Origin of the sequence: Thermomonospora echinospora (genome assembly GCF_900108175.1) — a bacterium.
Classification (GTDB): Bacteria; Actinomycetota; Actinomycetes; order Streptosporangiales; family Streptosporangiaceae; genus Thermomonospora; species Thermomonospora echinospora.
The window spans coordinates 93,055-105,552 of sequence record NZ_FNVO01000017.1; the positions used below are offsets into that span (position 1 = coordinate 93,055).

13 protein-coding genes are annotated in these 12,498 nt (G+C 73.1%); 5 read left to right on the forward strand and 8 right to left on the reverse strand.

Annotation, left to right across the window (positions count from 1 at the left end):
- Nucleotides 1–116: 116 nt before the first annotated feature.
- The 4 genes from C4U03_RS29505 to C4U03_RS29530 all read left to right on the forward strand — a co-directional run bounded on the left by C4U03_RS29505 (nucleotide 117) and on the right by C4U03_RS29530 (nucleotide 3,048).
- A complete protein-coding gene (locus C4U03_RS29505; protein WP_103942456.1) occupies nucleotides 117–461 on the forward strand; it encodes an RNA polymerase-binding protein RbpA in 345 nt (114 codons plus the stop codon).
- 378 nt (nucleotides 462–839) lie between these two features.
- Nucleotides 840–2,075 (forward strand): epoxide hydrolase family protein, encoded by a 1,236-nt coding sequence (locus C4U03_RS29515; RefSeq protein ID WP_103942328.1) that lies wholly within the window; start codon nucleotides 840–842, stop codon nucleotides 2,073–2,075.
- Nucleotides 2,076–2,248: 173 nt separating this feature from the next.
- Nucleotides 2,249–2,599, forward strand: coding sequence for a hypothetical protein (locus tag C4U03_RS29525; protein WP_103942332.1), 351 nt, complete (start codon nucleotides 2,249–2,251; stop codon nucleotides 2,597–2,599).
- Nucleotides 2,596–3,048, forward strand: coding sequence for a MerR family transcriptional regulator (locus C4U03_RS29530; RefSeq protein WP_103942334.1), 453 nt, complete (start codon nucleotides 2,596–2,598; stop codon nucleotides 3,046–3,048). Before C4U03_RS29525 ends, C4U03_RS29530 begins: the two co-directional genes overlap by 4 nt.
- Before the next feature lie 57 nt (nucleotides 3,049–3,105).
- Here the strand turns inward: C4U03_RS29530 and C4U03_RS29535 are convergent, their stop codons facing one another.
- Nucleotides 3,106–4,320: an MFS transporter gene (locus C4U03_RS29535; RefSeq protein ID WP_103942336.1), complete on the reverse strand. Its 1,215-nt coding sequence runs from the start codon at nucleotides 4,318–4,320 to the stop codon at nucleotides 3,106–3,108.
- Between the two features lie 58 nt (nucleotides 4,321–4,378).
- On the opposite strand from C4U03_RS29535, the gene C4U03_RS42645 reads away from it, so the two are divergent.
- Nucleotides 4,379–5,350: an ArsR/SmtB family transcription factor gene (locus C4U03_RS42645; RefSeq protein ID WP_103942338.1), complete on the forward strand. Its 972-nt coding sequence runs from the start codon at nucleotides 4,379–4,381 to the stop codon at nucleotides 5,348–5,350.
- 6 nt (nucleotides 5,351–5,356) lie between these two features.
- Here C4U03_RS42645 and C4U03_RS29545 read toward each other — a convergent pair whose 3' ends face one another.
- From C4U03_RS29545 to C4U03_RS29575, 7 genes are all read right to left on the reverse strand, one after another.
- Nucleotides 5,357–5,908, reverse strand: coding sequence for an FxsA family protein (locus tag C4U03_RS29545; RefSeq protein WP_235018235.1), 552 nt, complete (start codon nucleotides 5,906–5,908; stop codon nucleotides 5,357–5,359).
- A gap of 81 nt (nucleotides 5,909–5,989) precedes the next feature.
- Nucleotides 5,990–6,736, reverse strand: coding sequence for a polyprenol monophosphomannose synthase (locus tag C4U03_RS29550; protein ID WP_103942342.1), 747 nt, complete (start codon nucleotides 6,734–6,736; stop codon nucleotides 5,990–5,992).
- Nucleotides 6,737–6,740: 4 nt separating this feature from the next.
- Entirely contained in the window at nucleotides 6,741–8,393 is a 1,653-nt protein-coding gene (lnt, locus tag C4U03_RS29555) for an apolipoprotein N-acyltransferase (protein ID WP_103942343.1), read from the reverse strand.
- Nucleotides 8,394–8,457: 64 nt separating this feature from the next.
- The gene (gene kal / locus C4U03_RS29560) at nucleotides 8,458–8,871 is read right to left on the reverse strand and encodes a 3-aminobutyryl-CoA ammonia lyase (RefSeq protein ID WP_103942345.1); all 414 of its coding nucleotides are present in this window, start codon (nucleotides 8,869–8,871) and stop codon (nucleotides 8,458–8,460) included.
- Nucleotides 8,868–9,656, reverse strand: coding sequence for a lysine 5,6-aminomutase subunit beta (kamE, locus tag C4U03_RS29565; protein ID WP_103942348.1), 789 nt, complete (start codon nucleotides 9,654–9,656; stop codon nucleotides 8,868–8,870). The genes kal and kamE overlap by 4 nt, the downstream gene beginning before the upstream one ends.
- Complete coding sequence (gene kamD, locus C4U03_RS29570; RefSeq protein ID WP_103942351.1) at nucleotides 9,653–11,236, reverse strand: lysine 5,6-aminomutase subunit alpha; 1,584 nt, start codon at nucleotides 11,234–11,236, stop codon at nucleotides 9,653–9,655. The genes kamE and kamD overlap by 4 nt, the downstream gene beginning before the upstream one ends.
- Before the next feature lie 263 nt (nucleotides 11,237–11,499).
- Entirely contained in the window at nucleotides 11,500–12,201 is a 702-nt protein-coding gene (locus C4U03_RS29575; protein WP_103942353.1) for a TetR/AcrR family transcriptional regulator, read from the reverse strand.
- Nucleotides 12,202–12,498: the final 297 nt, after the last annotated feature.

A 12,498-nucleotide genomic window follows, 5' to 3' on the forward strand; every position in this document is an offset into this window, starting at 1 on the left:
CGGGGCCCGGAAACCGGGTAAACCGCAGGGTTGGACCGGCCCGGGGGCGGGAATCTTGTGACGGTATCCAGCGTTGGTCGACATAAGACCGCAAGCCGTCTGGGAGGCACGTGACGATGGCCGAGCGCGCACTTCGCGGCACCCGACTCGGAGCGACCAGCTACGAGAACGATCGCAACACCGATCTGGCCCCACGGCAAGAAGTGGACTACAACTGCTCCAAGGGCCACCGGTTCACCGTGACGCTCGCCGCTGAGGCCGAGGTGCCGATGACCTGGGAATGCCGTAACTGCGGTGCGACAGCGCTGCGGGTGGACGGGGAGCTGCCCCAGCCCAAGCAGGGCAAGGCGCCCCGTACCCACTGGGACATGCTCATGGAGCGGCGCACGATCGAGGACCTGGAGGAGGTCCTCGCCGAGCGTCTGGCGATCCTGCGGGCGCAACGCAAGAAGACCGCATAACGATCACCGACCGGCTCATCGGGCCCGTACCGCTACCGCGGTGCGGGCCCGACGCCGTTCGAGGACGAGGTTGCCGCCGGGCCGGGCATGATGCCGGCAGCGGGCCCTCACACCCGGCCGTGTGCGCAAGGACGGCGGCGGCCGGCTCCTCGTGCATCTCGGGCGGCAGGATGTGCCCCATGCCCGCTACGATCATCAGCCGCGCCCCCGGGACCTGCCCGGCGATGATCGCGCCGTGGCCCGACTTGACCAGTTCGACCCGCACCACGGCGGGCACTGGCCGCATCGCTGCCCGCACTCCCCGCAATGGCCCGGCTCGCCGTCCAACCACCCAACAGGCCGACGACACTGCTTCCCCTACGCAGAAGGAACCACGCCATGAGCGCCCCACATGCCTTCCCCCTGGAGCCCACCCCGATCCATGTGCCCGGCGAAGTCCTCGACGACCTGCGCGCCCGTCTCACATTGACCCGTCCGCCGCTGGACGAGGGGAACGAGGACTGGTCCTACGGCGTCCCCGACAGCTATCTCCGTGAGCTGGTCGCCTACTGGCGGGACGGCTACGACTGGCGCAAGGCCGAGGCCGCCATCAACGCCTACGAGCACTACCAGGTGAGCGTCGCCGGTGTCCCAGTGCACTTCATGCGCAAGCCCGGCCGCGGGCCTCGCCCGATCCCGTTGATCCTCACCCACGGCTGGCCATGGACGTTCTGGCACTGGTCCAAGGTGATCGACCCGCTCGCCGACCCGGCCGCGTTCGGCGGTGACCCCGCCGACGCCTTCGATGTCATCGTGCCGTCTCTGCCCGGCTTCGGTTTCCCCGGCCCGCTCACTGGCTTTCCGGACGTCAACTTCTGGAAGGTCTCCGACCTCTGGCACACCCTGATGACCGAGACTCTGGGGTATGAGAAGTATGCCGCCGGGGGCTGCGACATCGGCGGGATCGTCTCCAGCCAGCTCGGCCACAAGTACGCCGACGAGCTGTACGGCATCCACATCGGCTCCGGGCTGCCGCTCGACTTCTTCACCGGGCCCCGCGCCTGGGACTTCGCCCGGAACCGGCCCCTCACCGACAACCAGCCCGCCGACGTCCGCGCCCGCATCATCGAGCTGGACCACCGCTCGGCGTGCCACCTCGCCGTGCACATGCTCGACGGCGCCACCCTGGCTCACGGGCTGAGCGACTCACCCGCCGGGCTGCTCGCCTGGCTGCTGGAGCGCTGGAACGCCTGGAGCGACAACGGCGGCGACGTCGAGTCCGTCTTCACCAAGGACGACCTGCTCACCCACACCATGATCTACTGGGTGAACAACTCCATCGCCACGTCGATGCGCTACTACGCCAACGCCAACCGCTACCCCTGGGCCCCCGCCCACGACCGCACCCCGGTCGTGCAGGCCCCGGTCGGCCTCACCTTCGTCACCTACGAGAACCCGCCCGACATCCACACCGCCGGCGAGCGCGTCCAGGCGTTCAAGTCCGGCCCGCAGGGCGACTGGTTCAACCACGTCAACGTCAACGCCCACGACCACGGCGGCCACTTCATCCCCTGGGAGAACCCCGACGCCTGGGTGAGCGACCTGCGCCGCACCTTCCACGGCCGCAGGCCCTGAACGACTCCGCGGGCTCGTCCGGCACCGCACCGTCCCCGCGCACGGCGAGCAACACCGCGAGCAACACCGCGATCCGTTCCGTCCCCAGCCTCCTGGCGGCGAACAGCAGCGCGTCGGCCAAGGCCCGGTCGGGAGTTGCATCCGGTACCGGGGTACAGGCCTACCGTCCAGGTATGACCGATCAGAAGATCACACTGGACTCTGCCTGGGTGCCTTCGTCCTGCACCCTGCCGACTGAGCAGCAGCCGCTGCGGGTGGCGGAATTCGACGCGTTCTTCGCCGAGGCGGTGCGCACCCTCGAACGCCCAGCCCCGACGCGGCTGCGGCTCGGGCTGGACGCCGGCCCGGCCGTTGCCGCCCGGGCCGCCGAGTTGACGGCCCGGGAGAACGGCTGCTGTTCGTTCTTCACCTTCACCCTCACCATCACTGGGGACGGCATGGCGTTGGAGGTGGAGGTTCCCGCCGGGCGGGTCGTGGTCCTGGACGCGCTGCAGGCGCGCGCCGCCGGGGTCGGGCGGGTATGAGCGGCGCCTACGAGGGGTTGCGCTCCGGCCAGGTCGCCAAGGCGGCCGGGGTGAACCCGCAGACCCTGCGGTACTACGAACGGCGCGGTCTGATCGCCGAGCCGGAACGCAGCCTGGGCGGGCACCGCCTGTATCCGGCCGAGACCGTGACGGTACTGCGGGTGATCAAGACCGCGCAACGGCTCGGATTCACCCTGGAGGAGGTGGCCGATCTGCTGGAGACCTCCCGGCACCGGCATGGCCACACCGATCACGGTCTGCGGGAACGTGCTTGGGTCAAGCTGATCGAGGTCGAGGAGCGCATCGCCGACCTGAAGGTCATCCGGGACACGTTGCGGGAGGCGATCGACGCCGGCTGCGATGACCTGATCACCTGCGTCGGACAGCCGCACTGCCCACTGCCGTTCACCGAACTCGCCCGTCGCGACCGCCAGGAGCCTTCCCCCTGAACCCGTCGAAGACCGGTACCGGGCTCGGCGCGCCGGCCGAGGCCGCGGCCGCCCACATCATGTACGCGCCCCGTACCCGATCCGCCGGGCCGGGACGTCGGGGGCGCCGGTGTCGGGGGCAGTGCGCAGGCCGGGTTCCAGCGCCAGGGTGACCGTGATGGAGGCGGCCGCCATGACGGCCATCCCCGTGGTGGGCGAGGTGAGCTGGGCGATGGTGCCGGCAAGCGCGGCGCCGACCCCTTGCAGGGTGAGCACGCCGGAGGACTGCAGCCCGAGGGCCTGGCCGCTCATCTCCGTGGGGGTGATGGCCATGAGGCGTTCGGTCAGCAGCAGGCTGGCCGAGTAGCCGACCGAGGCGAGCGCGACGACGGCCGCCGCGGCGGGCAGCGGCGGATGCAGCAGGAAGATCAGGTACGGGGCGGCCAGCAGCAGCCGCAGCGGGCCGCCGATCCGGTCTCGCCATTGCGGCGGGACGAGACGGCCGACGGCGGTGTCGCCGACGAGCATCCCGAACGCCGCGGCGGCGAACAGCAGTCCGGCGTGCTCGGGGGCGTAGGGGACGTAGAGCGACTCGCAGCCGACGATCAGCCCGTTGGGCACCCACAGGGCCAGGTAGATGCGGCGACGCGGCCCGGAGGACCACAGCCGCCCGTTGGTCCGCCAGGTCTGGCGGACCGAGGGCCGTCCGGTGGCGCGCGGTGGGCGGGCGGACAGGCCGAGCCGTGCGACGGCCGCGGCGAGGAGGTGGAGGGCGGCGGCAGTGAGCAGGGCGCCGCGCGGGGACAGGGCGGTCATGAGCATGCCGCCGACGGCGAACCCGAGGATCTGCTGAACGCCGACGGACATGTTGAACACGGAGCGGCCGAGCAGGTAGCCGTCTTCGGGGAGGATCTCGTTGAGCAGCCCGAAGCGGACCGCGCCGCCCAGGGAGGCGGCCAGCCCCTGGACCATGACGATCAGTGACAGCGCCCACGGCGGCAGGCCCGGTATGGCCAGGGCGGCGGTGCCGAGGCCGAAGACCAGCGCCAGCCCGGTCGTCGTGGCGCGCGGCGGCATCCGGTCGGCCGCCGACAGCAGCGCCATCGCCCCGAGCACCTGGGCGAAGGAAGGGCCGAACATGCTCAGCGCCGACAGCAACGGTGAGCCGGTGGCGGCGTAGACGAGGGTGCCCAGAGCCAGTCCGCTCACCGTCGTGGCGGCGACCTGCAGGGAGGCGGTGGTGAACAGGGGCGTGAACTCCGGCGTCCGGAACAGTTCCCGGTAAGTGCGCATGGCGGGAGTCTCGGCGCCCCTGCGGCGGAGCCGTTATCGTTTCGCGGGGAGGCGAAACGTGGGCTGGTGGCAAGTCAACGCCGACACTCTGGCGGAGAGCCGGTTCGTGATCTCCGCTCTGGCCGAGGCCATCGCGAGCCTGAAGAGCCTGGACCGGGGGACGGCCGCGCATCCGGGTGAGCACGTCTGGCTCGACGCGCATCTGCCCGCCTACCGGGAGCGGCTGGCCGGTGATCCGGTCACGGCGCTGCTGGTGCGGGTCGGGCTGGGCGGCAGGTGGAACGCCGACTTCCTGACGCCCACGCCGGCGGGTGAGGGCGAGCAGTCGTTCGAGGAGGAGTTGACGCGGATACGCCGGACGTCGGCGGAGGCCGCCCAGGCGGACCTGGCCGTGTCGGTGGGCGGTCCGCTGCCGGCTGAGCTGCGCCGGCCCGATCTGCCGGAGCGTGCCGCGGGGGTGCTGGAGTGGGTGTGGCGGCGGGCGGTGCTGCCCGAATGGCCGCGGCGGCGGCGGATCCTCGAGGCCGACGTGGTCGCGCGGACGGGGCGGCTGAGCAGCGGCGGCTGGGCCGCCGCGATGGGCGACATGCGGCCGGGGATGCGCTGGCTCGGCGGGGGCCGGCTGCAGATCAACACCTATGACTACCCGCCCCGAGAGATCGGCGAGGCCCGGCTGATGTTCGTCCCGGTCACCGCACGGCGGGGCTGGGTCTCCTGGGACGACGGGCGGCGGTACGCGGTGGTGTACCCGTGTTCGGGGACGCTCGCCGGGCCGGACGGGGCGGTGGTCCCCGAGGCGCTGGGCAGGTTGCTGGGTCCGGGGCGGGCCGGCGTCCTGGTGCTGCTGGACACGCCCAAGAGCACGACGCAGCTGGTGGCGTTGACCGGGCAGGGGCTGGGTTCGGTGGGCCGTCACCTCAAGGTGTTGCTGGAGGCGGGGCTGGTGCGGCGGCGGCGTGCCGGGCGGTCGGTGCTGTACTCCCGTACGCGGGCCGGTCAGGTGCTGGTGGAGGCCCCGGCGCGCCGGTGAGCGGGGTCAGCCGGTGCGGTCGTCGTGGATGACCTCGCCCTGGATGACGGGACCGTCGGCGGGGCGCCGCCCGGTCGCCGGGCCGGGGCGGGGCGGGAAGCCCAGGTGCGGGGGGAGGTCGGCTCCGGGACCGAACATCCCGTCCAGTCCCTGGGCAGCCAGGCGCTGCTCGGCGGCGCGGATCCGGCGGGCGGCGTAGGCGGCCAGCAGCCGCCGCACCGGCGGCCGGGTGAACGGCAGCACGAACGCCAGGCCCAGCACGTCGGTGACGAAGCCGGGGATCAACAGGAGCATCCCGCCCGCCAGCAGCAGCCCGGCATCGGCCGGCTCCCGCTCGGGCGTCGCGCCGCCGGCGAAGGCCCCGCTCAGGGCGCGCCAGGCGCGGCGGCCCTCGCGGCGCACCAGCCAGGCCCCCAGCAGGCTCCCGGCCAGCAGCAGCACGGCCGTCTGCCAGCCGCCGAGCACCGCGCTCACCTGGATGGCCACGAAGATCTCCAGGACGGGCAGCAGCAGGAACGCCAGGAACATCAGCAGCGGGAGCATGGCACCAAGCTTCACGATGGGAACGGGACTCCATCCGGACAACGCCGCGCCACCGCGGATCGTTCCGCCCCGACGAGGGCGGGTCACGAGGGCGGGTCAGGTGTTCCTGCGGACCTGGCCGATCCTGGCCCGCACACCCCAGCTGGTGATCTTCCACATCGCCTCGGCCATGATGTCGCGGCTCATCTTGCTGGTGCCGTGCTCGCGTTCGACGAAGGTGATCGGGACCTCGACGACCCGCAGGCCCGCGCGGACGGTGCGCAGCGCCAGGTCGATCTGGAAGCAGTAGCCGCGCGAGTCGACCCCGGCCAGGTCGATCTTGCGCAGGGCGGCGGCCCGGTAGGCGCGGTAGCCGCCGGTCGCGTCATGCAGGGGGGCGCCGACCATCAGGCGGGTGTAGATGTTGGCGCCGCGCGAGAGCGCCTCGCGCGAGCGCGGCCAGTTGACGACCCGTCCGCCGGGGACCCAGCGGGCGCCGATCACCAGGTCGGCGTCCACCAGCGCCTCCAGCAGGGCGGGCAGTTCCTCGGGCTGGTGGGAGCCGTCGGCGTCCATCTCCACCAGCACGTCGTAGCCGCGTTCCAGCGCCCAGCGAAACCCGGCGATGTAGGCCGCCCCCAGCCCCTGCTTGCCGGTGCGGTGCAGGACCTGGATCCGCTCGTCGTCCGCCGCCAGCCGGTCGGCCAGCTCACCGGTGCCGTCCGGGCTGGCGTCGTCGACCACCAGGACGTCGGCGGCAGGCACCGCGGCGCGCAGCCGTCCCACGACAGCCTGCAGGTTGTCCCGCTCGTTGTAGGTCGGGATGATCACCAGCACCCGGCCGAGACCGTGCGGGATCTGCATGGCGTCACGCTCCTTCGGTGGTGCGGGAGCCGGCGCGCACCGCCGCGACGGCGGCGGCCAGGCCCAGCAGCGCCAGCGCCCCCTCGGGCAGGGCGCCGAGCCGGTCGGCCAGGGTGGGGGCGGTCCGGGCGGGCACGGCGGCCACCTGGATATCGGGGACGAACTCGGCCGAGCGGTCGAGCATGCGCCCGTCGGGGGCGACGATCGCGCTGATGCCGCTGGTGGCCGCCACCAGCACACTGCGGCCGTGCTCGACGGCGCGCAGCCGCGACATGGCGACCTGCTGGGGCGGCAGGCTGGTACGGCCGTAGGTGGCGTTGTTGGTCTGCACGACCAGCAGTTCGGCCTCGGCGACGTCGCGGACCAGACCGTCGTAGGCGACCTCGAAGCAGATCACGTCGCCGATGCGGGCCGGGCCCAGTTGCAGCAGCCCCTTCCGCTCCCCCTTGGCGAAGTCGCGGGGGATCCGCTCGAACCGGGTGATCAGCTTGGTGAGCACCTCACGGAACGGCAGGTACTCCCCGAACGGCACCGGATGCCGCTTGACATAGTGGTCGCCGGGGCCGGTGCGCGGGTCCCACACGATGCCGCGGTTCTCCACATGCTCGCCGTCGGCGGCGTCGATGACCGCGCCGACCAGCACCGGCACCCCGATGTCCTTGACCGCCGCGTCGATCAGGGCGCGCGCCTGCGGGTCGGTGTAGGGGTCCAGGTCGCTGGAGTTCTCCGGCCAGACCACCAGTTCGGGGCGGGCGACCCTGCCCTCGCGAACCTGGGCGGCCAGTTCGTGGGTGCGCTGAACGTGGTTGTCCAGGACGGCGCGGCGCTGGCTGTTGAAATCCAGCCCGAGCCGTGGCACGTTCCCCTGGATCACGGCGACGGTGACCGCGCGCCCGTCGGTGGGCAGCGGTATCAGCGGCCCGGCCGCTCCGACGGCCAGCACCCCGGCCAGGGCCAGGGCCGGTGCCCGCAGGCCCCGGGCCCGGCCGGCGCCGGGCAGCCGGCGGGCCAGGAGGGCCGGCAGGGGCGCGCGCAGCACGGCGTAGGCCAGCAGCCCCCCGGCCAGGGCGGTCAGGAACGTGACCAGGGGGGCGCCGCCGACCGCGGCGTACGGGGCGAGCGGGCTGTCGGTCTGGCTGAACACCAGCCGCGCCCACGGGAAACCGCCGAACGGGGCCCGGCCGCGCACGAACTCCTGCGCCACCCACAGCGCCGCCGTCCACACCGGCCAACCGGGCAGCCGGGCGGCCAGCGCGATGCCCGCCCCCATCGGCGCGAAGTAGGCGGCCTGCACCAGGCTGAGCAGCACCCACCCGTCCGGGCCGATCTTGACGATCCCCGACAGGGCCGGCAGGAAGAACGCCGCCCCGGCCCAGAACGCCGTCCAGGCCGCCGCGCGCGGACCCAGCCCGTGCAGGGCCAGGGTGAGCAGCGCGACACCGACGGGCGCCAGCGGCCACACGTCCAGCGGCGGGAACGCCGGCCACATCACCAGGCCGCCGGCGACGGCGGCGAGCGTGCGCGCCCAGCCCGCCCGGCCACCGGTGCGCAGCCGGGCCCACCGGCCCGTCGGCCGGGCGGCTCGTCGCCGCCGCTCGGGCGGGGCGGGGGGCGCGGGGTCGGCGGGCTGCCGTTCCGGCACGGTGTCGTGAGCCACGTCGCTCCTCGGTGAAAGGGCTGCTGGCCGGAACGCTATCGTCCCCCGGAGACTGCCACGAACTTCACATCGGGACCGCCCCGGTGGCCGGCGGCGGCACCACCACGGTCCCGACGGCGGTGACGGCCACGATGGGCTCGGCCAGCACGCGGGCGGCCGAGGCGCCGCGGGCGGGGTCGGCCCGGCACACCACCCGCGCCGCGAACTCCAGCCTACGGCTGCGGCGGCCGACGGCGACGACGGTGGCGGACGCCTCCAGCACGTCACCGGCCCGCACCGGCGCCCGGAACTGCACGTCGTCGTAGGAGGCGAACAGGCCCTCGTCGCCGTCGGCGCGGATGCACACCTCGGTGGCCACGTCCCCGAACAGGCCGAGGACGTAGGCGCCGTCGACGAGGTCGCCGCCGTAGTGGGCGTGCGCGTACGGCACGTACCGGCGGTGGGTGACGGTCAGCCCGACCCGCGGGTCCTCGCTCATCGCCCCTCCCCCGCACCGGCGGCCGGGAGCAGGGCGTGCACCAGGTAGGAGGCCACCTCGGCGGGGGTGGTGCCCCTGCCGAAGATCTTGTCGACGCCCAGGTCGGCGGCGGTGACGGTGTCGAAGCGGGGGCCTCCGGCCACCAGCAGCGGCCGGCCCCGCCCCGGCCCGGCCGCGTCCGGGTAGGCGGCGGCGAACGCTGCCGCCATCCGGCGGGTGTTGTCCAGATGGGCGTTGCGCTGGGTCACCACCTGGGACACCAGGACGGCGTCGGCGCCCTCGGCTCGGGCGCGTGCCAGCAGTTCCTCCACCGCCACCTGGGCGCCCATGTTGACCACCTGGATCTCCCGGTAGTACTCCAGGCCCTTCTCCCCCGCGAACCCCTTGACGTTGAGGATGGCGTCGATGCCGACGGTGTGCGCGTCGGTGCCGATGCAGGCGCCGACCACCACCAGCCGCCGGCCCAGCGCGGCGCGGACGGCCAGGTTGATCTCGGCGGCGGTCAGCAACGGGTAGGCGCGGCCCGGCGGCTCGGGGATCCGCGCGTAGTCGATCAGGTGCCGGACACGGCCGTAGACGATGAAGAAGGTGAAGTCGGGCCCCATCGGCTTGGCGTGCACGACGCTGGCGGGCTCCAGGCCCATCGCGGCGGCCAGGTGCAGCGCGGCGGCCTGCGCCCGCAGGCCGTGCGGGACCGGCAGCGTGAACGACACCTGCACCATGCCGTCGCCGGTGGTGTCGCCGTAGGGGCGGATGATCTGCGTCGAGGCGCTGTCGGCGGTCATGCGGGCACCTCCGCGTCGTGGTGGGCCGACGGCCGTCCGTCCAAAAGCTCGATGGCCGGGTTGTAGTAGCCGTCGGCGCGTTCGGCGACCCCGTCCAGGCCCCTGCCACCGTCGGGGGGACGGCAGGTGACGCCGAAGGTGCCGTCCGCGATCGCGTGCAGCAGCCCGTCGTCGCAGATGCGCTCCAGCAGCTCCACCGACTCGGCCAGCACCCGCCGGGCGCGCTGGGCGATGAAGCCGTCGGGGCGGGGCGCGAAGTCCTCGGCCAGCCGCCCGGCGGCGGCGCGGACGTAGCGGACGTTCTCCAGCGCCAGGTCGCGGTCGGCCAGCCAGGGGGTGTGGATGCCCTCGGTCATCATCCCGATCAGGATGATCGACTGGCCGGTCATCATCCCCGCCAGGTTGAAGAAGGCGTCCAGCAGATAGCCGGCGAAGACGTTGCCGCCCATGTGGCGGGTGGGCGGCATGTACTTCAGCGGCGCGTGCGGGAACAGCTCCCGCACCAGCTGGGCGTGGGCCAGCTCCAGCCGGAAGGAGTCCGGCAGCGCCGGGTCGATCTCGAAGGCGTGGCCCAGGCCCAGCTGCGCGTCGGCCAGGCCCGCCTCGTGCGCGAACCGCTCGTTGAGCAGCTGGCTGACGATCACGGTGTGCGCGGCCTCGACGGCGTCGGCGGTGGTCAGGTAGTTGTCCTCGCCGGTGTTGATCACGATGCCGGCGCGGGCGTGGATCTGCCGGGAGAAGCGCTGGTCGATGAAGGTGCGGCGAGGGTTGATGTCGCGGAACACGATGCCGTACATGCAGTCGTTGAGCATCATGTCCAGGCGTTCCAGGCCCGCCAGCGTGGCGATCTCGGGCATGCACAGCCCGGAGGCGTAGTTGGTGAGCCGCACGTAACGGCCCAGCTCGGCCGACACCTCGTCCAGGGCGGCCCGCATCAGCCGGAAGTTCTCCTGGGTGGCGTAGGTGCCGGCGTAGCCCTCCCGGGTGGCGCCCTCGGGCACGTAGTCCAGCAGCGACTGCCCGGTGGAGCGGATGACGGCGACCACGTCGGCGCCCTCCCGGGCGGCGGCCTGCGCCTGCGGGATGTCCTCGTGGATGTCGCCGGTCGCCACGATCAAGTAGATCCAGGGATGCGGCGGGTCGCCGACCTCGCGCAGCAGCCGGTCGCGCTCGGCGCGGCGCGCGTCGATGCGGGCCAGGCCGGCCTCGGCCGCCCGCCCGGCCGCCCGCCGGGCCGCCGCGGCGTCGGCCCCCTCCGGCAGCCGGAAGACGACCCGGCCGGCGGCGGCCGCCTCGGCCAGCTCGCGCAGTCCCCCGTGGGGGCCGGTCAGCAGCGCGTCCCAGACCGGCAGGGCGACGCCGTGCTCGATGCCGACCTGGGCGCGGACCGCCTCGGCCAGGTGGTTGACCCACGGCATGCCGCCGGGGTCGGCGCCGGACAGGCCGGCCAGCCGCAGCAGCGCCCGTTCCACCGACATGGTGGTGTGGGTACGGGCCATCTCGATGATCGGTTCGGCGGCGCGGGCGGCCAGCCGCCGTGCGCGCGCCGCCGTGGCCGGGTCCAGGCCGAGCTTGCTCACCGGCGGCTCCCCTCGTGTCACAGGTCACATCCCCTGTGAAGAATCCTCCGCTATCAGGCGCTCAGCCCGCAAGATTCTCCGCCCGTACGGGGATTTTCCGGAAACCTCTACATCGCTCGGGGCTTGCCCGCTTTCCAGTGGGCCTCGATGCGGTTCTTGCCGGGTCGCATGGAGGGGATGACGACTCAGCCCGGCACCTTTACATTGTAGATTTTTAATCGCCGGACGGTCCGTCGCCGGCCGGCGGGGGGAACGGGGCCGGGTCAGCCCAGGGTGAAGGTCTCGCGGATGAAGTTCAGGAAGTCCTCGGCGTCGATCCCCTCGGGCTCGTCGCTGATCACCGGGTCCATCAGGGTGAAGCTGTCGATGAGCGCGCTGCACAGCCGCGCCAGGGCGTGCGGGTCGCCGGGACGCAGCGTGCCCTCGTGCTGCCCCTCCGCGATGACCCCCGCCAGCAGCCCGACGATCTCGTGGTAGAACTCCCGGTAGACCGCCGGGACGTCACCGGTGCCCCGCCCGCCGATCTTGGTCATCTGGGCGTGCAGTTGGCCCCAGGCGGGGTACTTGCGCCGGTGCTCGATCTGCGCCCGCACCATCGCGACCAGCCGGTCGGCGGCGGACATCTCCTCGGCCGCGAGCCGGCCCATCTCCTCCCGCTGCCAGGCCCCGCGGCGCATCAGGACCGCCAGATAGAGGTCCTCTTTGTTGTCGAAGAAGGTGTAGATCGAGGCGACCGAGAACTCGCACATCTCGGCCACGTCCTTCAGGCTCGTCTCGTAGTAGCCGCGCTTGGCGAACAGCTCCTCGGCGGTCTGCAGCAGCTGCTCCCTGCCCAGCTCGATCCGCTGCCGGCGGCGTATCTCACGGGGACCGGGCCGCCTCGCACCGGCCGACCCGCCCGCGGGCCCGGCGCCGGCGCGGCCACCGGAGCCCTCGCCGCTGATGACGTCAGTGGCCTCTTTCATCGCACGCCCTCCCGGTCGCGTCCCACGCACCCATCCTCACATGATCACCCGCCGTGCCCGCGGCGGGTGATCATGCGTCACGCCCGCCTGACACCGGTCGTCCGGGCATCGGCCCCCACGACGGTGGACGTCCCGCTCCGTCCGGATCTCCCGGTCCGGCCGTCACGGTGACGCGGGGCTCCCCCGGCGGTACGGGCGTCTGGCGGTGAAGCGGTCACGGCCGGTCGCTCGGCCGGTCGGCGGAGGGGCGCCGCAACGGGCCCCCGCCGGTGGCCGACGGATCCGGTCCGCCGATGC